We start from the raw sequence: 22,982 nt of genomic DNA on the forward strand, positions 1-22,982 counted from the left end.
CGCTGGAGAGTTTATCATTCCCCAGTTTTAAACCAGATATAGTGGAGCTAACATGGCTAAGCACCTGTTTACTTCTGAGTCAGTATCAGAAGGTCATCCAGATAAAATTGCAGACCAGATTTCTGATGCGGTTCTTGACGCGATTCTAGAGCAAGATCCAAAGGCTCGTGTTGCATGTGAGACTTACGTTAAAACCGGTATGGTAATGGTGGGTGGTGAAATCACGACTTCAGCATGGGTAGACATCGAAGAGTTAACTCGTGAAACCGTTCGTGAAATCGGCTACGTACATTCAGATATGGGCTTTGACGCAGATTCTTGTGCGGTACTAAACACAATCGGTAAACAGTCGCCAGATATCAACCAAGGTGTTGATAAAGCTGACCCTAAAGAACAAGGTGCAGGCGACCAAGGCATCATGTTTGGTTACGCTTGTAACGAAACTGAAGTACTAATGCCAGCGCCAATTACTTACTCTCACCGTCTTGTTCAAAAGCAAGCAGAAGTTCGTAAAAACGGCACACTACCTTGGTTGCGTCCTGATGCAAAATCTCAGGTAACATTCCAATACGATCAAGGTAACATCGTTGGTATCGACGCGGTTGTTCTTTCAACTCAACACTGTGACTCAATCTCAACTTCAGACCTGCGTGAAGCGGTAATGGAAGAGATCATTAAGCCAGTGCTACCTTCTGAGTGGATCAACAAAGAAACAAACTTCTTCATTAACCCAACCGGTCGCTTCGTAATCGGTGGTCCTATGGGTGACTGTGGCCTAACTGGTCGTAAGATCATCGTAGATACCTACGGCGGCGCAGCTCGTCACGGTGGCGGTGCGTTTTCTGGTAAAGATCCATCAAAAGTTGACCGTAGTGCAGCATACGCAGCACGCTACGTAGCGAAAAACATCGTAGCGGCAGGCATGGCTGACCGTTGTGAGATCCAACTTTCTTACGCAATCGGTGTTGCTGATCCAACGTCTATCATGGTGGAAACGTTCGGTACTGAGAAAGTATCTCACGACATCATCATTGAAGCGGTTCGTCAATTCTTCGACCTACGTCCATACGGTCTACAAGAAATGCTTAACCTTCTTCAACCTATCTACAAGAAGACAGCGGCTTACGGTCACTTCGGTCGTGAAGAATTCCCGTGGGAAGCGACAGACAAAGCTGCACTTCTACGCGATTTCGCTGGCATCAAATAATCAAGCCAAGCAAGAATCAATCAAGCCCTCGCCTATGGCGGGGGCTTTTTATTTTCAGCAACTTTTATCCAGCCATTTCGGCTCATACCGCCCTGCCCCACAAAGCAGTCCTGTTTCTCCCTCATTTTTATACCGAATAAATTTTAAGCAATTATTTGTAAATTATCCCATCTCCGCCAATAGTTAAAATATTGTTAACTCCAATTTAAATAGAGACGTCGGATGCTGGCGACTGTGGAAGCAACACTTAAGTAAAGACATGAGTCAGGCATCTTTATGGCTGATACCAAACTAAGCCAATGCTCAGATGTAAACTTGAAAAAGTCGCTTCAAGTTTGACTGAACAAAAACCGCTGTCAGTTGGTATAAGCGGATAATGTGGGAATAAATCAAGGAGGAGTTATGCCTCGAACTGTTAATCCATCGGACTTCCACAACAAACGAAAGGAAGTGCCAGACAACGAATACGCCAGAACCATACCGTGCAATACGGTCAATCTTTCTGCACCTTTTCATTGGCTCGCATTAGGTCTGCATGATTTCGTGCGAATGCCGCTTATTAGTGCTTTCTATGGCATCTGTTTTATGGCAGCTGCGATAGGCATTGTTTTGCTCGTACAGTGGCAAGGCACACACTTAGTCGTCATGCCCAGTTTGATTGTTTACATGTTAATTGGTCCGTTTCTCGCGCTGGGCTTATATGATGCCAGTTGGGAGAGAGAGCGCGGACACAAAGCAAGCTTGTTCCATTCAATGAAAGCGATCGGTCGTAACTCAACATCTCAATGGGCGTTCGCCGTGTTACTCGCAGTGTGTATGATATTTTGGATGCGCATTGCCGCTCTACTTCATGCACTCTACCCTTCTGTTCAAGGGGCACCTTTAAGTGAGTTCCTACCCTTCCTTGTCATCGGCTCTTTAGTTGGCTTTGTTTTGGCTTGTGTGGTGTTTAGCATTTCAGCCTTTTCTATTCCGCTCATGATGGAGCGTCGCGTAGACATGATGACCGCTGTGTTTACCAGCTTTAATGCCGTGAAATCCAACATTCCAGCAATGATTGTTTGGGCAGCGATCATCTGTGGCGGTATTCTTATCGGCTTTGCGACCTACGGGATCGGAATGTTGTTTACCATGCCAATTCTAGGCTACGGTACATGGCACGCTTACCATGCGACCATCAAGAAAAAACACACACCATAATTAACTGATGCTATGATCTGGCCCTCGCAATGCGGGGGCTTTTTTATTTGATTTATCGAGGTGAATTGTGGATATAGAACTCAGCTATAAAGCCAAGCAAGTGATGGCGGGATGTATCGCGATGGCGGAACAAGCTTTCAAACGTTCTTTCCCGATTCCAACAATCACCTTCGACGTCCGTGGGAAAGCGGCAGGAAAAGCCTACCTTCAATTAAATCAAGTACGCCTAAACCCTGTTTTATTTCGCGAAAACACCCAAGCATTCTTAGATGAAGTCATTCCTCATGAAGTAGCACACCTGATTACTTATCAGGTTTACGGGCGAGTTAGGCCTCACGGCAAAGAATGGAAAGGCGTCATGGAAGCCGTATTTAACGTACCAGCCAAAACCACTCACAGCTTTGAAGTAAAATCCGTTCAAGGTAAAACCTTTGAGTATCGTTGTGGTTGTATGACCTACCCTCTCTCGATTCGCCGTCATAATAAAGTGCTGCGCAAAGAGGCGACGTACTCTTGTCAAAAATGCCGCCAACCACTTAACTTCACCGGTATTCAATTATCGTAGCCCTTACCTCATAGTGTTACTTGCGTTCCCAAAATAAAGATCGATTTGATCAAAACCTTCCCTTCGCCAACTATTGTTAACTTACTCATCACTAAAGCTATTTTATGCGTGTTATCATGAATAAAGTCATACTTTATAAAGACTTTTATCATGAAATACTTATTCTCTCTGTTGCTTATCTCGCTTTCTAGCACTGCGATTGCCGCTCCACCGAGCTCATTCTCTGCAGCCAAACGTGAGGCGGTCAAAATTTATCAAGACCACCCAACAAGCTTCTACTGTGGCTGTAACATTCAATGGCAAGGCAAGAAAGGCTTACCCGATTTAGCCTCTTGCGGTTACCAAGTCCGTAAACAAGAAAAACGGGCTGCACGAATCGAATGGGAGCACGTTGTTCCTGCGTGGCAATTTGGCCACCAGCGTCAATGCTGGCAAGATGGCGGACGTAAAAACTGTAAGAAAAAAGACAAAACTTTTCGTTTGATGGAAGCAGACTTGCACAACCTAACCCCTGCTATTGGTGAAGTAAACGGTGACCGTTCGAACTACAACTTCAGCCAATGGAACGGTATGGATGGCGTGAGTTATGGTCGCTGTGAGATGCAAGTGAACTTTAAGCAGCGTAAAGTCATGCCACCAGACCGTGCGCGTGGCTCAATTGCTCGTACCTATCTATACATGAGCAAAGAGTACGGTTTCAAACTGTCGAAGCAGCAAACGCAATTAATGAGTGCTTGGAACAAAACCTATCCTGTCGATAAATGGGAATGTGAGCGTGACGAGCGCATTGCAAAAGTACAGGGCAATCACAACCCATTTGTTCAAGAAGCCTGCCGCGCACTGTAACCTCCGACCTCGAAGCGTTTCAATTACTGATATTGAAACGCTTCTTGCCCCTTGTTTTTTCGGTGCAAAGCATCCATGTTAGGGTTTAAGTTTATTCTCTTGCTGGAAATCTCATGCGTACCCCTCGAATTTATCATCCAGAAACCATTCATCAACTTGGCTCACTTGCTTTAAGTGACGACGCAGCAGGCCATATCGGTCGTGTTTTGCGCATGAAAGAAGGCCAAGACGTTCTCCTTTTTGACAACAGTGGCGCAGAGTTCCCAGCGGTTATCAGTGAAGTCAGCAAGAAATCAGTTTTGGTTAACATCACCGAGCGTGTAGAAAGCAGTATTGAATCCCCTTTAGATCTGCACCTTGGTCAAGTCATTTCACGTGGCGATAAGATGGAGTTCACCATCCAAAAGTCTGTTGAACTTGGCGTCAATACCATCACTCCTCTGATTTCTGAACGTTGTGGCGTCAAGCTTGACCAAAAGCGTTTTGAGAAAAAACTCGCGCAATGGCAGAAAATCGCCATCAGTGCCTGTGAGCAATGTGGGCGTAATGTCGTGCCCGAAATTCGTCCAATTATGAGCTTGGAAGAGTGGTGTAAAGAAGAGTACGATGGTTTAAAGCTTAACCTTCACCCTCGTGCTAAATACTCAATCAACACTTTGCCAACCCCGGTTGAAAAAGTGCGCCTACTGATCGGTCCTGAAGGCGGTTTATCGTCTGAAGAGATCGAGATGACTCGAGAATACCAATTTGAAGAAACGCTACTCGGCCCTCGCGTTCTGCGTACCGAAACAGCGGCTCTGACAGCAATTACAGCCTTACAAGTTCGTTTCGGCGATCTTGGTTAAACGGAGAAAAATAATGATCAAACTCGGTATCGTAATGGACCCAATCTCGTCCATTAACATCAAAAAAGACTCTAGCTTTGCCATGATGCTTGAAGCGCAACGACGCGGCTATGAAATCCACTACATGGAAATGAATGATCTGCATCTCGATCAAGGCGTTGCCATTGCAGATACTAAAGTGGTAGAACTAAAAGAAGATCCAAACGGTTGGTACGAGTTCAAATCAGAGCAAACTATCGAACTGTCTGAGCTAGACGCGGTGCTAATGCGTAAAGATCCTCCGTTTGATACTGAATACATCTACGCGACTTACATCCTTGAGCGTGCAGAAGAACAAGGTGCACTGATCGTTAACAAGCCTCAAAGCTTACGTGATTGTAACGAAAAGCTGTTTACGGCATGGTTCCCAGAGCTGACACCTACAACGATCGTGACGCGAAAAGCAGAGAAAATTAAAGAATTTCGTGAAAAACATGGTGATGTCATCCTGAAACCGCTTGATGGTATGGGTGGCGCGTCCATCTTCCGTGTAAAAGAAAACGATCCAAACGTCTCTGTGATCATCGAGACATTGACTAACCACGGTCAAAACTACGCAATGGCACAAACCTTCGTGCCAGACATCAGCAACGGTGACAAACGTATCCTAGTGGTAGATGGCGAACCTATGCCTTACTGTCTAGCACGCATTCCTGCTAAAGGCGAAACGCGCGGCAACCTAGCCGCTGGTGGTACTGGTGAAGCTCGTCCGCTAAGCGAAACCGACCTCAAAATTGCGCAAACCGTTGCTCCGACACTGAAAGAAAAAGGCCTTATCTTTGTTGGCCTTGACGTAATTGGCGACAAGCTAACAGAGATCAACGTCACCAGTCCAACCTGTATTCGCGAAATTGAAGCAGCTTTTGATATCTCAATCACAGGCAAGCTGATGGATGCGATTGAACGTCGAGTAAAAGGCGAATAACTCAAACTGTATTACAGTTAATAGAGAGCGTAGTACATTAACTTAAGCAAACTCATGCACATACCTAGATGGTAAATTGTATGATGTTTGCTTAAGGGCATTTACGAGAGTTAAGGGTCAGTATGAGTATGAATCTCACAAATCACTTTTTGGTTGCCATGCCTGGGATGAAAGATCCGTACTTTCAAAACAGCGTGATCTACGTTTGTGAGCACAACGAAGACGGCGCTATGGGGCTGATGATCAATGCTCCTGTTGATATCACCGTCGGCAACATGCTCAAGCAGGTGGAAGTTCAGCCAGTACACCCGCGCCTATTTGAAGCCAGTCTAGATAGACCAGTCTACAATGGCGGCCCAATCTCGGAAGATCGTGGTTTTATTTTGCATAAACCCAAAGATTACTACGAGTCCAGCGTCCAAATGACCGACGACCTCGCGGTAACCACTTCGCGAGATATTCTTTCGGTGTTAGGAACAGAAGCAGAACCAAGTGATTACCTAGTGGCACTTGGCTACTCCGGTTGGAGTGCAGGCCAATTAGAAAGTGAGCTGGTCGAAAACTCTTGGCTCACCATTGAAGCGACGCCTGAAATTATCTTTAATACACCAATCAACGAGCGTTGGAAGAAAGCGGTCGAAAAGCTGGGCATCGACCCAAGTCACCTTTCAGCAGACTCTGGACATGCTTAGTCCAAATATACAGTTACATTAGATAGAGACACCTTATGTCACGCACAATTATGGCTTTTGACTTTGGAACCAAAAGCATTGGTAGCGCTATTGGCCAAGAAATTACTGGTACAGCTTCCCCATTAAAAGCCTTTAAAGCCAATGACGGTATTCCAAACTGGGACGATATCGAAAAGCAAATCAAAGAGTGGCAACCAGATTTGCTAGTGGTCGGTTTACCGACCGATCTGCATGGTAAAGACCTTGAGACCATAACCCCTCGTGCACGAAAATTTGCTAAGCGTCTGCAAGGCCGATACGGATTGCCTGTTGAACTGCATGATGAGCGTTTATCTACTGCAGAAGCTCGTGCGGAGTTGTTCAGCATGGGCGGCTACAAAGCCCTATCGAAAGGTAATGTTGACTGCCAGTCAGCAGTGGTGATTCTAGAAAGCTGGTTTGAAGCCCTTTGGGGTGAGTAAACACTTCAAGCACAATGAAAAAAGGTTGGCTCCTGCCAACCTTTTTTGTTTCTGGATTGGATTAATCCATATCGATCTTAACGTTCGCCAAACTGCCCGTAGAGAATGCTTCACCACGCTGCGTTTTCAACATCAAGCGCAGATCATTTGCCGAGTCGGCACTATGTAGTGCATCCTCTTCGCTGATCTTACCTTGCATCACTAACTTATAGAGAGATTGATCGAACGTCAGCATACCAAACTCATTTGAGCGAGCCATGGTTGACTTCAACTCATGTAAATCTCCGCGACGAATCAAATCCGACACACGTGGGCTATTTAGCAAGATCTCAAATACACCATGACGTCCCTGCCCATTTTTATCTCGGATCAACTGCTGACCAACCACGCCTTTTAGGTTCATCGACAAATCGAACAAGAATTGTTCTTTTTGATCTTTCGGTACCAAGTGAAGAATGCGCTCTAAAGCTTGGTTTGCATTGTTGGCGTGCAACGTTGCCATACACAGGTGACCCGTTTCGGCGAAGGTCATCGCGTATTCCATTGTTTCACGGCTACGGATCTCACCAATCAAAATCATATCTGGTGCTTGGCGCAGCGAGTTTTTAAGCGCAACTTCATAGCTTTCCGTATCTAACCCAACTTCGCGTTGAGTCACGATACAGCGCTTGTGTTCATGCACGAATTCGATCGGATCTTCGACCGTCAAAATATGCCCGGTTTTATTGCTGTTTCGATAGCCTGTCATCGCCGCCATGGTGGTCGATTTACCCGATCCAGTAGCACCGACCACCAGCACCAAACCACGCTTAGCTATTGCCAAATCTTGCAACACTAACGGTAACTTTAACTGCTCAAAAGTAGGAATATTGGTTTCAATACGACGAATCACTGCGCCTGGTAACTCGCGTTGAAAAAAGGCACTCACACGGAAGCGGCCACAATCTCTCACAATGGCAAAATTTGACTCGCGACTTTTACGAAATTCCTGACGCCGATCTGGTTCCATAGCGCTGTCGAGTAATGCAGCCACATCGCTCTCGGTAAGTTTTTCCCCTTGCGGACGCAATTCGCCATCCACACGAAATAGAATTGGCGCTCCAACCGTGATGTAAAGATCCGACGCTTTCAGCGCCAACATGCCTTCGAGAAATTTATCTAGATCCATCTTCCGTATTCACCATTATCTGTATGAACGTTACGAGAATTGCTGCACTTCTAATCCGATCTTACTATCGACCTCTTCACGAGCAACCATGCCTTGCGCCATTAACTGACGAGCATTTTGCTCCATGGTTTGCATGCCGTGAGCCGCACCTGTTTGAATGATCGAATACATCTGCGCGACTTTGTCTTCGCGGATCAAATTACGAATCGCAGGCGTTGCCATCATAATTTCATGGCATGCAATACGGCCACCACCATTACGCTTCAGAAGCTTTTGCGCGATAACCGAACGAAGAGACTCAGATAGCATCGAGCGGACCATATCTTTATCACTACCAGGAAAAACATCGATAATACGGTCAATAGTTTTTGCCGCCGAGCTGGTATGCAACGTCCCGAAAACTAAGTGACCCGTTTCTGCCGCCGTTAAGGCAAGGCTGATGGTTTCTTTATCACGCATCTCACCGACTAGAATCACATCCGGGTCTTCGCGCAATGCACTACGCAAAGCATTTTGGAAACTATGGGTGTCACGGTGAACTTCACGCTGGTTGATCAAACATTTATTGTTGTTGTGAACAAATTCAATCGGATCTTCAATTGTGAGTACGTGCTTGTTGTGATTACGGTTAATGTAGTCAACAATGGCTGCTAAGGTCGTCGATTTACCTGAACCTGTTGGGCCAGTGACCAGAACTAAGCCTTTTTCAGCGTTCGCAATTTTTTTGAAGATCTCTGGCGCTTCTAGCTCTTCCAGAGTTGGAATGCTACTTGGAATGGTACGGAATACTGCCGCACAACCGCGAGATTGGTTGAAGGCGTTGACACGGAAACGGCCAACGTTATGCAACTCAAAAGAGAAATCGACTTCGAGTTTTTCTTCGAACTCACTGCGTTGGGCATCGTTCATGATTTCGAAAACCAAACGATGCACTTCTTGGTGTGTAAACGCTGGAATACCTAGTTTTCTCACATCCCCATCAATACGAACCATTGGTGGGACACCTGCAGAAAGATGTAGATCCGAGGCATTATGTTTTACACTAAAATCCAGTAACTCAGTGATATCCATTTAAAATCCTTAAGTCTAAAGTACAGCTATGAGTAGTATTCAACAAAATATTGAACATATCACCTCTCAAATTCGATATGACGAGCAAAAATGTGGTCGAACTCCAGAGTCAGTGCAACTTCTAGCGGTAAGCAAAACTAAACCTGTCGAGGCAATTCTCGAAGCCTACCGAGCGGGACAAACCGCCTTTGGTGAAAACTACGTCCAAGAGGGCGTCAGTAAAGTTCAGCACTTTGCCGAGCATTATCCAGATAATCGAATCGAATGGCACTTCATTGGCCCGATTCAGTCGAATAAATCGCGACTTGTTGCCGAACATTTCGATTGGGTTCACACCATCGATCGAACCAAGATTGCTCAACGCCTGAATGATCAGCGTCCAAGCGAACTTAAACCGCTACAAGTTCTGATTCAGGTTAACACCAGTGGTGAGGCATCTAAGTCTGGTGTCACTGAAGCGGAAGTATTCGAGCTGGCGGAGTTGATTTCTCGCCTACCCAACCTCACTTTAAGAGGGTTGATGTCGATTCCTGCCAACGTGTCTGACTACGAATCACAACTCCATGAATTTCAGAAGTTGGCTACGTTGAAGCAAACACTCGAAGCACAGTTCCCAGAAATCGATACATTATCAATGGGAATGAGTGGTGATATGACCGCTGCAATCGAAGCTGGTAGTACAATGGTTCGTATTGGAACCGCTATTTTCGGCGCACGAGACTACAGCTAAATCAACAAAACGCTCACTCGCGACATAAGTTATGTCGTCAATCGTTAGAGCGTAAATGCGCAATCATCTTACTCGCCAATAGGAGCAGTAAGTAACAGCGGCGCCATTATACACCTGAGCGCACAACAAATTCTAAATATCATGATGGAAATCAGACTAATGGAACATAAAAAAATCGCCTTCATTGGTGCTGGCAACATGGTGAGAGCCATTGTTTCCGGCTTGGTTGCTAACGGATACCCAGCGCAAAACATTACCGCGACGGCTCCTTCAGAGGCTCGCCGCCTTCTGCTAGAACAAGATTTTGGCATCCGTACCACCAGCTATAACATCCAAGCTGCGACCGAGGCGGATGTGGTGGTATTGTCTGTAAAACCGCAAATGATGGCGGATGTCTGTAAACCACTGCAATCGATCGATTTCACTAATAAACTGGTGATTTCTATTGCCGCAGGCATCAACTGTTCACGATTGGATGATATGCTAGCCACCAAATTGAACTTGGTTCGTGTTATGCCAAATACGCCATCACAACTTGGGTTGGGTATGAGTGGGTTGTTCGCACCAACTCATGTAACCGAGCACGACAAAGCTTTTGCCGCAGAGTTAATGGAAGCGGTCGGTAAAGTATGTTGGGTTGAGCAAGAGTCTGGCATCAATAATGTGATTGCCGCAGCGGGCAGTGCTCCAGCATACTTCTTCCTGTTTATGGAAGCGATGCAAGCAGAAGCGATTGCGCAAGGCTTTGATAAAGAGACCGCTCGACTATTGGTTCAGCAAGCTGCACTGGGCGCGGCCAGTATGGTGGTTAGCAACCCAGAAACTGAGCTATCGACCCTGCGTGAGAACGTAACTTCGAAAGGTGGGACAACGGCAGAAGCACTGCGTACATTCAACGAACATCAACTTTCAGATATTGTCGCTAAAGCCATGCAAGCTGCTGTGGCTCGCGCGGAAGAAATGGAAAAACTGTTTTAATTATTTGGATGAACTCCGTTTAGTATCATCCATCACTTGTTAAGGGTACCTTATGAATTCAATGAGTTTTCTCATCTCAACCCTATTTGACCTGTACATCATGGTCGTAATTTTGCGAATTTGGTTGCAAGCTGCGCGCGCAGACTTCTACAACCCATTCTCGCAATTTATAGTAAAAGCGACTCAGCCGGTCATTGGTCCATTGCGCCGCGTTATCCCTTCCGTGGGGAATATTGACCTAGCAACCGTGTTGTTTGCCTACGTGTTGTGTGTGCTTAAATTTGTCGTGCTTATCCTAATAGCTTCGAACGGTTCCGTCTCTTTCAGCGCTGACTTCTTATTCTTGGGCTTATTATCATTAATCAAAGCCGCAGGTGGCCTATTGTTCTGGGTACTATTGATCCGTGCAATTTTGAGCTGGGTAAGCCAAGGCCGCAGCCCTATCGAGTACGTATTCCATCAACTGACCGAGCCAATGTGCGCTCCAATCCGTCGTATTCTTCCGGCTATTGGTGGTCTTGATTTAAGCGTACTGGTGTTATTTATCGGCTTGCAGTTCGCGAACTTCTTAATGGGCGATATCATTGGTCCAATTTGGTTCCAGCTATAATGTCAGCTGCAGTTTGGCAAGATGGTGAGGACATCATCCTGAAGCTCTATATTCAACCTAAAGCTAGCCGCGATAAAATCGTTGGCTTGCATGGTGAAGAGCTAAAAATCGCCATTACTGCTCCACCTGTCGATGGCAAAGCTAATGCACACCTAACTAAGTTCTTAGCCAAGCAGTTTAAAATCGCTAAGGGCTTGGTTAACATAGAAAAAGGTGAATTAGGACGGCACAAACAAATTCGGATAGAATCGCCTACCCAGATACCGACAGAAATTAAAGCCATCTTATGATGGCTTTTTATTTACGATTTTGTACCACACTTACTAATACCAACGACTGAGTACGCATTTTTTACCCCCTGACCAAGGTAAAATTGCAGCTATGGTTGTTTTATAACAAGTGCTTTGAGGAAGTAACAATGAGCAAATGGATTACCGCATTACTGATTAGCCTGTTGTCGTTACCAAGCTTCGCCGATCAGTTTAAAAATATGAAAGATATCGAAGTACACTATGTAGCGTTTAACTCAACATTCCTAACACCCAAAGTCGCACGTAGCTACGATATCAAACGTAATGGATACCTCGCTGTGGTTAATATTAGCGTGTTAGATAGAGCTTCATTGGGTAAGCCAGCATTAGAAGCAAAAATTGCTGGACGCGCGAAGAACCTTATCGGCCAAACTCAGACCTTGACCTTTCGTGAAGTCAAAGAAGGCAATGCGATATACTATTTAGCCGAACTGCCAATTACCCACGAAGAAACTTTTACTTTCGATATTGACGTAAAAGCTGGAAACAAAGGCTCAGGTAAGCTTAAATTCACCCAGAAGTTTTATGTTGAAGAGTAATTGGGTTGTGATGTTCCAAAAGCTTTTGGATCTAAGCAGGCTAAAAACCACTTATTAGTTAAAGAATATCTAGAGGAGAACGATTTGTTCTCCTCTATCACTATTAAAAGAGATTCCCATGAAAAAAATTGTGCTAGCAACTGGTAACCAAGGCAAAGTTCGTGAAATGGCAGATTTATTGTCTGACTTCGGCTTTGAAGTATTAGCGCAAAGTGAATTCAATGTATCGGAAGTAGCTGAAACGGGTACAACTTTCATTGAAAACGCAATCATTAAAGCTCGCCATGCCGCACAAGAAACAGGGCTTCCTGCCATTGCAGACGACTCTGGATTAGAAGTCGATTTCTTAAAAGGCGCTCCGGGCATTTACTCTGCACGTTACGCAGGCGAGAGCGCATCTGATCAAGAGAATCTAGAAAAATTGCTAGCGGCAATGGAAGGCGTACCAGAAGCAGAGCGTACAGCACGTTTCCACTGCGTATTAGTCCTCATGCGTCACGAGAACGACCCAACGCCTATCGTCTGTCACGGTAAATGGGAAGGCCGAATTCTAACTGAAGCACACGGTGAAAATGGCTTTGGCTACGACCCAATCTTCTTTGTTCCTGAAGACAACTGTGCGTCAGCCGAACTTGAACCTGCACGTAAGAAACAACTGTCTCACCGCGGTAAAGCGCTCAAGTCGTTGTTTGCTCAACTGTCTGAGCAAGTGTCTCAGTAATCACGAGCGAATTAGACCATGTTAACGCCCCCAGCACTCAGCTTGTATGTACACATCCCTTGGTGTGTGCAAAAGTGCCCGTATTGCGACTTTAACTCTCACGCGCTCAAAACCGAGATTCCAGAAGAAGAGTACATCAGTGCCCTTTTAGAAGATTTGGATACCGACATTGAGAAATACCGACTTAACGAAGCGCCACGTCCACTGCATTCAATCTTCATTGGTGGTGGTACGCCGAGTTTGATTTCGGCAGAAGGCATCGAGCGTCTACTTAAGGGCATTGAAGCGCGTATTCCGTTCAAGCCTGAAATCGAAATAACCATGGAAGCGAACCCAGGCACCATCGAAGCAGAGCGTTTTGTTGGCTACCGTAAAGCCGGGGTAACGCGTATCTCTATCGGCGTGCAAAGCTTTGAGCAACAAAAGCTTGAGCGTTTGGGGCGTATTCACGGCCAAGACGAAGCCGTCAACGCTGCTCATCTGGCGCACCAAATCGGTTTGAACAGCTTTAACCTCGATCTCATGCACGGCTTACCTGATCAAAGCATCGAACAAGCCTTGGCAGATTTGGACAAAGCGATTGAGTTGGCACCGCCGCACTTGTCTTGGTATCAGCTGACCATCGAACCAAACACCATGTTCTACTACAAGCCACCAACGCTACCTGACGATGATGACTTGTGGGATATTTTCGAGCTCGGACACCAAAAACTTGCAGCCGCGGGTTATGTGCAATATGAAATCTCCGGTTACAGTAAGCCGGGCTATCAGTGTCAGCACAACCTCAACTACTGGCGCTTTGGTGATTACCTTGGTATCGGTTGTGGCTCTCATGGCAAACTCAGTTTTACCGACGGACGTATTATTCGAACGACAAAGGTAAAACACCCGCGAGGCTATTTAGCGGCTTATCAAAATATGGTCAAACCTTATCTGCATACGGAACATGTCGTCGCGGATGAAGATCGTCCATTCGAGTTCTTTATGAACCGATTCCGCTTAATTGAAGCCTGTCCGAAGCAAGATTACGTGGACACCACGGGCTTACCGCTTAGTACGATTCAAGAAACCATCAACTGGGCGATAGAAATGGGCTACCTGAGTGAAACGCCTACCCACTGGCAAATTACTGAAAAAGGGAAGCTCTTCCTTAATGATTTGCTCGAAGCCTTTATGGCCGAAGAAAGCGAAGAGTAACGCAACCCCAAAACAAAAAAAGCCTCTCAATTGAGAGGCTTTTTATTTAGAAACTGTGTGCCGTCCTAAATAAGGTTGACACATTTCCAACCTTAGAAAATTGAACGGCCAATTCGCTCTGAGAGCAGCTCAAGCGCCTTAGTACCAGCAAGCGAGTTACCTGAAGGATCAAGCTCTGGAGACCATACTGAAATGGTCATTTCACCAGGTACTACCGCGATAATGCCACCACCAACACCAGACTTACCAGGCATTCCAACGCGATAAGCAAACTCGCCCGCGCCATCATACAAGCCACACGTTGCTAACAGTGCATTAAGTTGTTTGGTTTGCACAGGAGAAACTACAGGCTTACCCGTTTGTACCGATGTGCCCTTGTTTGCTAAATAGCTAAACGTTTTAGCCAAATCGACGCAACTCATCTTCAGCGCACAAGCGTGGAAGTAATTTTGTAGTACTGGAATCACTTCATTTTCGAAGTTGCCAAACGAATGCATGAGATATGCAATCGCCGCATTACGATCACCATGCATCATTTCGGATGCCGCAACGACTTTGTCATACACAATATGGGTATCACCAGAAAGCTGACGCACAAACTCCAACAGGCGCTGACGAGGCGCAGATAAGCGAGTTTGTAACAAATCCGCCACTACTATCGCTCCAGCATTTATAAATGGATTACGAGGAATACCTTGCTCCATTTCTAGCTGGATTAGCGAATTAAATGCCTGCCCCGAAGGCTCTTTTCCCACTCGAGACCAAATTTCTTCTTGCTTGTACAAGCACATCGCTAACGTCAAGCTCAATGCTTTTGAAATAGATTGGATAGAGAAAGGTTCATCGGCATCACCCGCCTTAATAACCTCACCTTCGTTGGTGTATACCGCAATACCTAACTTGTTGCTGGGTACTTTTGCCAGAGCAGGAATGTAATCAGCCACTTTACCTTGGCCGATTAAAGGGCGTACTTCCGCCAAAATATCTGTCAAAATTTCCACTGTCGGTTTCATTCTCTACCTTCTATTTACAAGAGAACTCGTTGAGCTCAGAGGTAAAAAAAGCCAACGTGTCGTTGGCTTTTCCATAGGGTTCGTTCGACTCAAGTCGATTATGGTTTTACTGCCACAATAATATTGCGGTTGATAGATTGATCAACACGGTGAAGATAACCGATGTAAGGCTCTTCTGAAAGTACCTTCCAACCTTGCTCTTCAAATAATGCCGCGACATCTTTCCATTTCAATGTAAATTCATTGAAAGACAACACCACTGAACCTTGTTTTTTCAATACCACTTTCCATGCAGGCAGAGCCTCTTTTAAAAGCTCTAGTGGACTGCGGTTCAGTTTGCTGTCCTTGGCATTTTTGCTGCCGTGCTGCACGCCATAAGGCAAGTCAGACACCATCACATCAACTGAGTTCTTTTTCACGACTTGATCAGCGATACGAGTATCAGCCGAATATAGCTTCATAAACTGAAGATGGCCTTGGTTGTAATCTTCTTTATTTGCTGCAGCTTCAACCACGAAACCATCCGCCACTTTCTTGCCACCCGCAGTGCGCTTTTCTTTGCTCACTTTGTGCTTAAAGCGGCCATTCTTCATGAACTTAACAATAAAGGTCTGGATCTCTTGCACCCACTTGGCGTTGATCTCAACCCCTACCACGTTCAAACCGTGGATCAAGCCTTCAAATAAGGTTGTACCTTTACCACACATTGGATCCATTAAGGTCAGTTGTTCACTTCCCGTATTGGACGCACTAATGCCGATATTCACCATCAAACGGGTAAACTGCTCGTTTGTTTTCCCGGTGTAGCGCAAAATCTGGCTCATACTTTCCGGGAAAGTGTTAAATACGGGCGCTTGAACTGGTCGAAGTAAACCATCTTCGCGCACTTCAAATAGCGCATAGTAAATCGAAGAGGCTGCGATTCTTCGCGCCTGCTCATCGGTTAGCGCTTCCTGACAAGAAAACACCAACGCAGCAGGTAAGCCAACGTCTTTACTACCAATTTCTGTCACATCCACGCCTTGTGAAGCTAAAATTGCTTTTAGCTCAGAACAGGCAATGGTCATTGCGCTATCAAAGTAAATTCGGTTATGACCCGGATTCGCTAATATCGCGTAATGGTACATCCCATGAACTCCTCTGGTTACGCAATACGCTTATATTCGATATCCCAAACACCGTGACCAAGACGGTGACCACGAGCTTCAAACTTCGTTAGCGGGCGATCGTCTGGACGAGGAACGAAATCACCATCTTTAGCAATGTTTTCGAAACCTGGCGCTTGGTTCATCACTTCAATCATGTGCTCTGCGTAGTTTTCCCAGTCGGTCGCCATGTGGAAAATACCTTCATTAGGGATAAGCTTCTCACGCACCATTTCCGCAAAACCTAATTGAACAATACGACGCTTGTGGTGACGCTTCTTATGCCAAGGGTCTGGGAAGAACAATTGCAGTGTCGATAAGCTGCCATTTGGGATCATGTGTTCGAATACTTCTACCGCATCGTGACACATTACACGCAGGTTAGTAATTCCCGCTTCGCGAGCATCGGCAAGACAAGCACCAACGCCTGGGCTATGAACTTCGATACCGATGAAGTTTTTCTCTGGCGCGTTCTTTGCCATTTCAACCAATGAAGCACCCATACCAAAACCGATCTCAAGCACTACTGGGTTATCGTTGCCAAACACCTCTTTCCAATCGAGAAGTTCAGCTTTGAAGTCAATACCCATCGTAGGCCAGCATTCATTCATCGCGCTCTCTTGACCTTTAGTCAAACGCCCTTCACGGCGTACAAAGCTGCGGATTTTGCGGATCAGCTTTCCGTCTTCGTTGTATTCGTTAGTGGTTACTTCACTCATTGATTTTGCCTGCACATTGATTAATCAAAGCGGGGATTATCCAAAGAATTTACTTAGGTGCAAGTATTTGTTGAGCTCTTGGTCTATGGCAACCCAAAAGCAACGAAACACCTCTTTATATCCCTACTGTTTATCCGTTGTACTTCTTGCCCATTATGTGGTGCAATTTTGCACCTAACCAATAATAGAATACAGAGCAAGTCGTGACACCTTTCGCCAGTGCCATCCTAGAATGGTATGACGCATATGGAAGAAAAGATCTTCCGTGGCAACAAAATAAGACCGCATACAGTGTCTGGTTGTCTGAAATTATGCTTCAGCAAACTCAGGTCACTACGGTTATTCCGTATTACCAACGTTTCTTGGAGCGCTTTCCAACCGTAATCGATCTTGCCAATGCTGAGCAAGATGAAGTCCTACACCTTTGGACTGGCTTAGGGTATTACGCCCGAGCCCGTAACCTTCACAAAGCAGCACAAGAGGTCGCCTCTACATACAATGGTGAGTTTCCTCTTGATATAGAGAAAATGAACGCCCTACCGGGGATTGGTCGCTCTACTGCTGCCGCCATTTTATCGTCTGTGTATAAACAACCACACGCGATTCTTGATGGTAACGTGAAGCGCACCCTATCCCGCTGTTTCGCAGTTGCAGGATGGCCAGGACAAAAAAAGGTTGAAAACCAGCTGTGGGAAATTGCCGAAACGCATACCCCACAAACGGATGTAGATAAGTATAACCAGGCAATGATGGACATGGGCGCAATGGTCTGCACTCGCAGCAAACCCAAATGTAGCCTCTGCCCTGTTGCTGACCTGTGTGTGGCAAAACAACAAGGTAATGTGCTCGACTACCCGGGCAAAAAACCGAAGAAAGATAAACCAATCAAGCAAACTCGTTTCGTGATGCTTCACCACAACACCGAAAATGGTCATGAGGTGTGGTTGGAGCAAAGACCACAAACAGGCATTTGGGGTGGCTTATTCTGCTTCCCACAAACCGAACATGTGGATGCAGAAAGCGACATTGAATTGCTACTGGATCAACGCGGCATTCAAGCCAGCAATATCAAACAGAAGCAAACACTGATTACCTTTCGTCATACATTCAGCCATTACCACCTAGATATCACGCCAATTTTGATTGATTTATCAAAGCAACCGGACGTGATAATGGAAGGCAACAAAGGTCTTTGGTATAACTTATCTAAACCTGAAGAAGTCGGTTTAGCCGCGCCAGTAAAACTATTGCTGGAAACGCTACCCCACGAACTTCGTTAATTGAATACAAGGAGTCATTATGAGCCGCACTGTATTTTGTGCTCGACTAAAGAAAGAAGGCGAAGGTCTAGACTTTCAACTTTACCCTGGTGAACTAGGTAAACGCATTTTCGACAACATCTCGAAAGAAGCGTGGGCTCAGTGGCAACACAAACAAACCATGTTGATCAACGAGAAGAAACTCAACATGATGGATCCAGAACACCGCAAACTGATCGAAACAGAAATGGTAAATTTCCTCTTTGAAGGAAAAGACGTTCATATCGAAGGTTACACACCGCCGAGCGAATAAAGTCGCTTGAGTTAAACAATGACATCACAACCATTTGTGGTGTCATTTTTCTATTACCTTCAATAACTCTGATACTTATGAAAAAAATTGTCTTTATCGCTGCCGCACTTTTAATGGCAGGCTGTAGCCGTGAATTCGTCGAAAAGATTTATGACGTCAACTACGAGCCAACAAACCGTTTTGCCAATAACTTAGCTGAGCTACCAGGACAATTTGAAAAAGATACTGCGGCGCTAGATGCCTTAATCAATAGCTTTTCAGGCAATATTCAAAAGCGCTGGGGTAAAAAAGAAATCAAGTACGCTGGCAAGAGTAATTACGTTAAGTACATCGATAACTACCTTAGCCGCGCCGAGGTCGACTTTCGCAAAGGCGTGATCACGATAGAGACCGTATCACCGACCGAGCCCCAAAAACACCTAAAAGACGCGATTGTCACCACCTTATTAACACCAGACGATCCCGCGCACGTCGACTTATTCTCCTCTAAAGGTATCACGTTAGAGGGGCAACCATTCCTGTATAAACAAGTTGTCGACCAAGACAATAAGCCAATTCAATGGTCTTGGCGGGCAAACCGATTTGCGGAATACCTCATCGCAAATAAAATAAAAACCAAAAATGTAGATTTCAAGAAAGCGTATTACGTCGAAATTCCCATGGTTGAAGACCACTTTTCAACTCGCAGCTACCAATACGCCGATATCGTGCGTCGAGCTTCCAAGAAATACGACATTCCAGAAGACTTGATATACGCCATTATTAAAACCGAGAGCAGTTTCAACCCATACGCGGTAAGTTGGGCAAATGCGTATGGCCTAATGCAAGTTGTACCTAAAACAGCGGGACGAGATGTGTTCAAACTCGTGAAAAAGCGCTCGGGCCAACCAAGCCCTGAATATTTGTTTAATCCAGAAAACAACATAGATACCGGTACTGCGTATTTCTATATCTTAAAAAATCGTTATTTAAGAGAAGTCCGCCACCCTACCTCTCTCGAGTACAGCATGATTTCAGCTTACAATGGCGGTACTGGAGGAGTTTTAAACACATTTCATCGCAGTGATCGCAAACGCGCAATGCAAGATCTTAATTCATTGCAACCCAACCAAGTTTATTGGGCGTTAACCAAGAAACACCCGAACGCAGAAGCGCGTCGCTACCTAGAAAAAGTTACAAATTTCAAAAAGGAATTTAACTCGAAGCAAACTTTGTAGTGACAGTTGAATAAAAAGCGTTCGAACAACCACTTTTTTGAAATTATTTAAAAAAAGTGGTTGACGCAACGCGGGAAAATCCGTTTAATAGCGCTCCGTTGCCCGGATAGCTCAGTCGGTAGAGCAGAGGATTGAAAATCCTCGTGTCGGTGGTTCGATTCCGCCTCCGGGCACCACAATTTGATTTGTTGGTGTCTTAACGAAATGTTATAACACGGACAAAAGCACAAAGAATAAAGTGTGCCGACTTAGCTCAGTAGGTAGAGCAACTGACTTGTAATCAGTAGGTCACCAGTTCGATTCCGGTAGTCGGCACCATTTTTTTGCCTCGATAGCTCAGTCGGTAGAGCAGAGGATTGAAAATCCTCGTGTCGGTGGTTCGATTCCGCCTCGAGGCACCATATTTGGTGCACTTGCTTCATAAGCAAGACACAAAAAAGAATAGTTCCTCCTTAGCTCAGTTGGTAGAGCGACGGACTGTTAATCCGCAGGTCGCTGGTTCGAGCCCAGCAGGAGGAGCCAATTTCTAGAATCTTACTTAAGTGAGATTTTAAAAACTGAAGAGATAATCTCTTCTAGAAAGAATACAGTGTGCCGACTTAGCTCAGTAGGTAGAGCAACTGACTTGTAATCAGTAGGTCACCAGTTCGATTCCGGTAGTCGGCACCATTCTTTTGCCTCGATAGCTCAGTCGGTAGAGCAGAGGATTGAAAATCCTCGTGTCGGTGGTTCGATTCCGCCTCGAGGCACCATATCTGGTGCACTTGCTTCATAAGCAAGACACAAAAAAGAATAATTCCTCCTTAGCTCAGTTGGTAGAGCGACGGACTGTTAATCCGCAGGTCGCTGGTTCGAGCCCAGCAGGAGGAGCCACTTTTAAAGCCGCATCACTTGATGCGGCTTTTTTGTATCTGCTTTATACGTCATTTCTCACTTTCCCATTTATCTGCACTTCATTTCTAAACATCAGCGAACATTAAATCCTTTCTTCAAAAACACTTATTTCACGCTAAAAATTTAATCCTCATCGTAATTTCAATACGCATTAGTATCCGAGCATATTTATCTTCACTAAGATGCCCGAGTTATTACATTTCTTCTTTTAGCTATGCCTTGCATAGTGATAACACTTTATTTGTGAGCTAAATATGAAACTAAAAACTCAAGCCTATTTATTATCTGCGATCATATTGCTAGCTCTCCTAGCTCTGACCGCAACGGGCTTATGGACACTTCGCGTCGCAAGTAACCTTGATAACAAAGCTCGAGTTACTGAGCTATTTAAAAGTGCGTACAGCATACTTACCGAAGTAGAAAAGATGGCTATCGAAGGCAAAATGCCGGAAGACGAAGCGAAAGCATTAGCCACTCGCCTACTTCGTAACAATATCTACAAAGACAACGAATACGTTTATGTCGCAGATGAAAATATGATGTTCATCGCCGCACCACTAGACCCTCAACTGCACGGAACCAGCTTCCATGACTTTAGAGATGGCAGTGGTAATAGCGTAGGCCAACTCATTCTAGATGTATTGGGGCACAAAACAGGTCAGATCGTTGAATATACCTGGAGCCAAAAACAAGCTGATGGCAGCATTGAAGAAAAACACTCGATAGCAGAAAAAACACCACACTGGGGCTGGGTTGTCGGTACAGGTATTGGCTTTAATGAAGTTAACGCACGTTTTTGGTCGACAGCACAATGGCAGCTTGTGCTGTGTCTGATTATCGCGGGAAGTATTCTAAGTGGCCTGATCATTTCGATTCGCAAAATGCTTCATCTACTTGGTGGAGAGCCTAACGACGTGCGTAAAGCAGTTCAAGCTGTCGCTCAAGGAGACATTCAGACCAGTTTTGATACTGTGGCACCGAGAGGAAGTATCTATCGTGCCGTGCAAGATATGAGTCAATCACTAGCTACCATGGTGACAAACCTAGAGAAGTCTATGCATGCACTGCGCGCAGAGTTGTTTGCCGTAGAGTCTCGATCAAATACGATTGCCGATCTTACCGTATCTCAGCAGCAATCAACGGCGATGATTGCCACTGCGATGACTGAAATGGCATCTTCAGCCAACCATGTTGCCAATTCAGCAAGCGACACCGCAAACAATACGGACGAGGCAGACAAACAAAGCCAACATACTCAGAAACTCATTCATAACACGGTTGAAAACATTCAAGGTTTAGCTTCTCAATTAAATACTGCGAGTAAAGCGGTCGCCGATCTAGATCAGGATGTAAATAATATTGTAAAAGTGCTCGATGTGATTGGTGATATTGCAGAGCAAACAAACCTATTGGCACTCAATGCAGCCATTGAAGCAGCACGTGCTGGAGAACAAGGCCGAGGCTTCGCAGTCGTTGCTGATGAGGTACGCAACCTAGCAGGACGCACACAAGACAGCACAAAAGAGATTCAGTATATGATCTCCAATCTGCAAGAAGGCTCTCGCAATGCCATTCACACAATGGAAATATGTGCAGAAACCAGTGAAAGCACTGTTACAGAGTCTAAGAATGCCTCTGAAGCTCTACAGCAAATTGTAACGGCGTTAGAATCTATCACCACAATGAGCCAGCAGATCGCTACTGCTGCCGCTGAGCAGACGCAGGTTAGCGATGATATTGCGCTACGCATAAACCTTATCGAGGAAAGTGGAGGCCAACTCAACTCTGTCGTAACCGAGAGTCAATCAAGTACTCAAAGTTTAGCTTCACTAGCGAATGAGCTAGAAGGTTGGGTAAACAAGTTCTCAGTAAAGCACTAGTTTAAAGTCAATTGTTCAATAAAAAGCACGTTTTCAGACGTGCTTTTTTGTTTTTATCGCCTTTATTTTGCAAGTGAACACACTATCAATGTTAAAACATCGCTTAAAGCATGGCGCATTGCTGCTAAAAACGCATAAAAACAGCCCACTCCGAGCACAAATTCATCAAACGATATTTTATTTTAATTTTATTGTTGACCTGAAAGCCGAAAAGCCTTTTAATACACCTCGTCGCCCGGATAGCTCAGTCGGTAGAGCAGAGGATTGAAAATCCTCGTGTCGGTGGTTCGATTCCGCCTCCGGGCACCACAATTTATTAATTGTTGGTGCTTAGCACGAACAATGTTAAAGAATAAAATGTGCCGACTTAGCTCAGTAGGTAGAGCAACTGACTTGTAATCAGTAGGTCACCAGTTCGATTCCGGTAGTCGGCACCA

At 45.3% G+C, this 22,982-nt stretch carries 24 protein-coding genes and 9 tRNA genes; 28 read left to right on the top strand and 5 right to left on the bottom strand.

Annotation, left to right across the window (positions count from 1 at the left end):
- The first annotated feature begins 52 nt into the window (after positions 1-52).
- The 8 genes from metK (at position 53) to ruvX (ending at position 6,780) form a co-directional block, all read left to right on the top strand.
- Positions 53-1,207: a methionine adenosyltransferase gene (gene metK, locus R8N28_RS15655; RefSeq protein WP_005381027.1), complete on the top strand. Its 1,155-nt coding sequence runs from the start codon at positions 53-55 to the stop codon at positions 1,205-1,207.
- Between the two features lie 402 nt (positions 1,208-1,609).
- A complete protein-coding gene (locus tag R8N28_RS15660; RefSeq protein ID WP_005381026.1) occupies positions 1,610-2,407 on the top strand; it encodes a DUF2189 domain-containing protein in 798 nt (265 codons plus the stop codon).
- A 67-nt stretch (positions 2,408-2,474) separates the two neighbouring features.
- Positions 2,475-2,972, top strand: coding sequence for a SprT family zinc-dependent metalloprotease (locus R8N28_RS15665; protein ID WP_005381025.1), 498 nt, complete (start codon positions 2,475-2,477; stop codon positions 2,970-2,972).
- A 150-nt stretch (positions 2,973-3,122) separates the two neighbouring features.
- Entirely contained in the window at positions 3,123-3,818 is a 696-nt protein-coding gene (endA, locus tag R8N28_RS15670) for a deoxyribonuclease I (RefSeq protein WP_033907455.1), read from the top strand.
- Between the two features lie 113 nt (positions 3,819-3,931).
- Complete coding sequence (rsmE, locus tag R8N28_RS15675; RefSeq protein ID WP_065274860.1) at positions 3,932-4,663, top strand: 16S rRNA (uracil(1498)-N(3))-methyltransferase; 732 nt, start codon at positions 3,932-3,934, stop codon at positions 4,661-4,663.
- A gap of 13 nt (positions 4,664-4,676) precedes the next feature.
- On the top strand, positions 4,677-5,627 hold the full coding sequence (gene gshB / locus R8N28_RS15680) for a glutathione synthase (RefSeq protein ID WP_005381021.1): 951 nt from the start codon (positions 4,677-4,679) through the stop codon (positions 5,625-5,627).
- Between the two features lie 128 nt (positions 5,628-5,755).
- Entirely contained in the window at positions 5,756-6,319 is a 564-nt protein-coding gene (locus tag R8N28_RS15685; RefSeq protein ID WP_005381020.1) for a YqgE/AlgH family protein, read from the top strand.
- Between the two features lie 35 nt (positions 6,320-6,354).
- Positions 6,355-6,780 carry a Holliday junction resolvase RuvX gene (ruvX, locus tag R8N28_RS15690; RefSeq protein ID WP_005381017.1) on the top strand — a complete coding sequence of 142 codons (426 nt, stop codon included), beginning with the start codon at positions 6,355-6,357 and terminating at the stop codon, positions 6,778-6,780.
- Between the two features lie 61 nt (positions 6,781-6,841).
- Here the strand turns inward: ruvX and R8N28_RS15695 are convergent, their stop codons facing one another.
- Together R8N28_RS15695 and R8N28_RS15700 are read right to left on the bottom strand one after the other, a co-directional pair.
- On the bottom strand, positions 6,842-7,948 hold the full coding sequence (locus tag R8N28_RS15695; RefSeq protein WP_005381016.1) for a PilT/PilU family type 4a pilus ATPase: 1,107 nt from the start codon (positions 7,946-7,948) through the stop codon (positions 6,842-6,844).
- 30 nt (positions 7,949-7,978) lie between these two features.
- On the bottom strand, positions 7,979-9,019 hold the full coding sequence (locus tag R8N28_RS15700; RefSeq protein WP_005381015.1) for a type IV pilus twitching motility protein PilT: 1,041 nt from the start codon (positions 9,017-9,019) through the stop codon (positions 7,979-7,981).
- A gap of 28 nt (positions 9,020-9,047) precedes the next feature.
- Here R8N28_RS15700 and R8N28_RS15705 point away from each other — a divergent pair, with 28 nt between their 5' ends.
- The 7 genes from R8N28_RS15705 (at position 9,048) to hemW (ending at position 14,105) form a co-directional block, all read left to right on the top strand.
- A complete protein-coding gene (locus R8N28_RS15705; RefSeq protein WP_064354309.1) occupies positions 9,048-9,749 on the top strand; it encodes a YggS family pyridoxal phosphate-dependent enzyme in 702 nt (233 codons plus the stop codon).
- 159 nt (positions 9,750-9,908) lie between these two features.
- Positions 9,909-10,727: a pyrroline-5-carboxylate reductase gene (gene proC, locus R8N28_RS15710; protein ID WP_065274861.1), complete on the top strand. Its 819-nt coding sequence runs from the start codon at positions 9,909-9,911 to the stop codon at positions 10,725-10,727.
- 52 nt (positions 10,728-10,779) lie between these two features.
- Positions 10,780-11,337: a YggT family protein gene (locus R8N28_RS15715; RefSeq protein ID WP_005381012.1), complete on the top strand. Its 558-nt coding sequence runs from the start codon at positions 10,780-10,782 to the stop codon at positions 11,335-11,337.
- Positions 11,337-11,627 (top strand): DUF167 family protein YggU, encoded by a 291-nt coding sequence (gene yggU, locus R8N28_RS15720; RefSeq protein ID WP_065274862.1) that lies wholly within the window; start codon positions 11,337-11,339, stop codon positions 11,625-11,627. The genes R8N28_RS15715 and yggU overlap by 1 nt, the downstream gene beginning before the upstream one ends.
- Before the next feature lie 128 nt (positions 11,628-11,755).
- Positions 11,756-12,187, top strand: coding sequence for a DUF4426 domain-containing protein (locus tag R8N28_RS15725; protein WP_005381010.1), 432 nt, complete (start codon positions 11,756-11,758; stop codon positions 12,185-12,187).
- Positions 12,188-12,305: 118 nt separating this feature from the next.
- Positions 12,306-12,908 carry an XTP/dITP diphosphatase gene (locus tag R8N28_RS15730; RefSeq protein ID WP_005381009.1) on the top strand — a complete coding sequence of 201 codons (603 nt, stop codon included), beginning with the start codon at positions 12,306-12,308 and terminating at the stop codon, positions 12,906-12,908.
- A gap of 18 nt (positions 12,909-12,926) precedes the next feature.
- Entirely contained in the window at positions 12,927-14,105 is a 1,179-nt protein-coding gene (gene hemW, locus R8N28_RS15735) for a radical SAM family heme chaperone HemW (protein ID WP_065274863.1), read from the top strand.
- 92 nt (positions 14,106-14,197) lie between these two features.
- On the opposite strand, the gene glsB is transcribed toward hemW, so the two are convergent.
- The 3 genes from glsB to trmB all read right to left on the bottom strand — a co-directional run bounded on the left by glsB (position 14,198) and on the right by trmB (position 16,982).
- Positions 14,198-15,118, bottom strand: a complete 921-nt coding sequence (glsB, locus tag R8N28_RS15740; RefSeq protein WP_262635266.1) for a glutaminase B — start codon at positions 15,116-15,118, stop codon at positions 14,198-14,200.
- 98 nt (positions 15,119-15,216) lie between these two features.
- Positions 15,217-16,245 carry a TRM11 family SAM-dependent methyltransferase gene (locus R8N28_RS15745; protein ID WP_065274864.1) on the bottom strand — a complete coding sequence of 343 codons (1,029 nt, stop codon included), beginning with the start codon at positions 16,243-16,245 and terminating at the stop codon, positions 15,217-15,219.
- Between the two features lie 17 nt (positions 16,246-16,262).
- Positions 16,263-16,982, bottom strand: a complete 720-nt coding sequence (trmB, locus tag R8N28_RS15750) for a tRNA (guanosine(46)-N7)-methyltransferase TrmB (RefSeq protein WP_262635267.1) — start codon at positions 16,980-16,982, stop codon at positions 16,263-16,265.
- Positions 16,983-17,185: 203 nt separating this feature from the next.
- Here trmB and mutY point away from each other — a divergent pair, with 203 nt between their 5' ends.
- The 13 genes from mutY (at position 17,186) to R8N28_RS15815 (ending at position 22,982) form a co-directional block, all read left to right on the top strand.
- Positions 17,186-18,262 carry an A/G-specific adenine glycosylase gene (gene mutY, locus R8N28_RS15755; RefSeq protein WP_017635575.1) on the top strand — a complete coding sequence of 359 codons (1,077 nt, stop codon included), beginning with the start codon at positions 17,186-17,188 and terminating at the stop codon, positions 18,260-18,262.
- 19 nt (positions 18,263-18,281) lie between these two features.
- The gene (locus tag R8N28_RS15760) at positions 18,282-18,554 is read left to right on the top strand and encodes an oxidative damage protection protein (RefSeq protein ID WP_005381002.1); all 273 of its coding nucleotides are present in this window, start codon (positions 18,282-18,284) and stop codon (positions 18,552-18,554) included.
- Between the two features lie 77 nt (positions 18,555-18,631).
- Positions 18,632-19,771: a membrane-bound lytic murein transglycosylase MltC gene (gene mltC, locus R8N28_RS15765; RefSeq protein WP_005381001.1), complete on the top strand. Its 1,140-nt coding sequence runs from the start codon at positions 18,632-18,634 to the stop codon at positions 19,769-19,771.
- Positions 19,772-19,871: 100 nt separating this feature from the next.
- A tRNA-Phe gene (locus R8N28_RS15770) sits at positions 19,872-19,947 on the top strand.
- Positions 19,948-20,013: 66 nt separating this feature from the next.
- Positions 20,014-20,089, top strand: a tRNA-Thr gene (locus R8N28_RS15775).
- Positions 20,090-20,096: 7 nt separating this feature from the next.
- Positions 20,097-20,172, top strand: a tRNA-Phe gene (locus R8N28_RS15780).
- Between the two features lie 45 nt (positions 20,173-20,217).
- Positions 20,218-20,293 (top strand) — tRNA-Asn (locus tag R8N28_RS15785).
- A gap of 71 nt (positions 20,294-20,364) precedes the next feature.
- Positions 20,365-20,440: transfer RNA gene (locus tag R8N28_RS15790), tRNA-Thr, on the top strand.
- 7 nt (positions 20,441-20,447) lie between these two features.
- A tRNA-Phe gene (locus tag R8N28_RS15795) sits at positions 20,448-20,523 on the top strand.
- Positions 20,524-20,568: 45 nt separating this feature from the next.
- A tRNA-Asn gene (locus tag R8N28_RS15800) sits at positions 20,569-20,644 on the top strand.
- A 275-nt stretch (positions 20,645-20,919) separates the two neighbouring features.
- Positions 20,920-22,545, top strand: coding sequence for a methyl-accepting chemotaxis protein (locus tag R8N28_RS15805; protein ID WP_025768824.1), 1,626 nt, complete (start codon positions 20,920-20,922; stop codon positions 22,543-22,545).
- Between the two features lie 233 nt (positions 22,546-22,778).
- Positions 22,779-22,854 (top strand) — tRNA-Phe (locus tag R8N28_RS15810).
- A 52-nt stretch (positions 22,855-22,906) separates the two neighbouring features.
- A tRNA-Thr gene (locus R8N28_RS15815) sits at positions 22,907-22,982 on the top strand.

This window comes from Vibrio sp. Vb1554 (genome assembly GCF_033344235.1).

Excerpts from the sequence above, each read along its gene's own strand:
- metK (WP_005381027.1), top strand. The coding sequence starts at position 53 with ATGGCTAAGCACCTGTTTACTTCTGAGTCAGTATCAGAAGGTCATCCA.
- R8N28_RS15660 (WP_005381026.1), top strand. The coding sequence starts at position 1,610 with ATGCCTCGAACTGTTAATCCATCGGACTTCCACAACAAACGAAAGGAA.
- endA (WP_033907455.1), top strand. The coding sequence starts at position 3,123 with ATGAAATACTTATTCTCTCTGTTGCTTATCTCGCTTTCTAGCACTGCG.
- rsmE (WP_065274860.1), top strand. The coding sequence starts at position 3,932 with ATGCGTACCCCTCGAATTTATCATCCAGAAACCATTCATCAACTTGGC.
- gshB (WP_005381021.1), top strand. The coding sequence starts at position 4,677 with ATGATCAAACTCGGTATCGTAATGGACCCAATCTCGTCCATTAACATC.
- R8N28_RS15685 (WP_005381020.1), top strand. The coding sequence starts at position 5,756 with ATGAATCTCACAAATCACTTTTTGGTTGCCATGCCTGGGATGAAAGAT.
- ruvX (WP_005381017.1), top strand. The coding sequence starts at position 6,355 with ATGTCACGCACAATTATGGCTTTTGACTTTGGAACCAAAAGCATTGGT.
- R8N28_RS15695 (WP_005381016.1), bottom strand. The coding sequence starts at position 7,948 with ATGGATCTAGATAAATTTCTCGAAGGCATGTTGGCGCTGAAAGCGTCG.
- R8N28_RS15700 (WP_005381015.1), bottom strand. The coding sequence starts at position 9,019 with ATGGATATCACTGAGTTACTGGATTTTAGTGTAAAACATAATGCCTCG.
- R8N28_RS15705 (WP_064354309.1), top strand. The coding sequence starts at position 9,048 with ATGAGTAGTATTCAACAAAATATTGAACATATCACCTCTCAAATTCGA.
- proC (WP_065274861.1), top strand. The coding sequence starts at position 9,909 with ATGGAACATAAAAAAATCGCCTTCATTGGTGCTGGCAACATGGTGAGA.
- R8N28_RS15715 (WP_005381012.1), top strand. The coding sequence starts at position 10,780 with ATGAATTCAATGAGTTTTCTCATCTCAACCCTATTTGACCTGTACATC.
- yggU (WP_065274862.1), top strand. The coding sequence starts at position 11,337 with ATGTCAGCTGCAGTTTGGCAAGATGGTGAGGACATCATCCTGAAGCTC.
- R8N28_RS15725 (WP_005381010.1), top strand. The coding sequence starts at position 11,756 with ATGAGCAAATGGATTACCGCATTACTGATTAGCCTGTTGTCGTTACCA.
- R8N28_RS15730 (WP_005381009.1), top strand. The coding sequence starts at position 12,306 with ATGAAAAAAATTGTGCTAGCAACTGGTAACCAAGGCAAAGTTCGTGAA.
- hemW (WP_065274863.1), top strand. The coding sequence starts at position 12,927 with ATGTTAACGCCCCCAGCACTCAGCTTGTATGTACACATCCCTTGGTGT.
- glsB (WP_262635266.1), bottom strand. The coding sequence starts at position 15,118 with ATGAAACCGACAGTGGAAATTTTGACAGATATTTTGGCGGAAGTACGC.
- R8N28_RS15745 (WP_065274864.1), bottom strand. The coding sequence starts at position 16,245 with ATGTACCATTACGCGATATTAGCGAATCCGGGTCATAACCGAATTTAC.
- trmB (WP_262635267.1), bottom strand. The coding sequence starts at position 16,982 with ATGAGTGAAGTAACCACTAACGAATACAACGAAGACGGAAAGCTGATC.
- R8N28_RS15760 (WP_005381002.1), top strand. The coding sequence starts at position 18,282 with ATGAGCCGCACTGTATTTTGTGCTCGACTAAAGAAAGAAGGCGAAGGT.
- mltC (WP_005381001.1), top strand. The coding sequence starts at position 18,632 with ATGAAAAAAATTGTCTTTATCGCTGCCGCACTTTTAATGGCAGGCTGT.
- R8N28_RS15805 (WP_025768824.1), top strand. The coding sequence starts at position 20,920 with ATGAAACTAAAAACTCAAGCCTATTTATTATCTGCGATCATATTGCTA.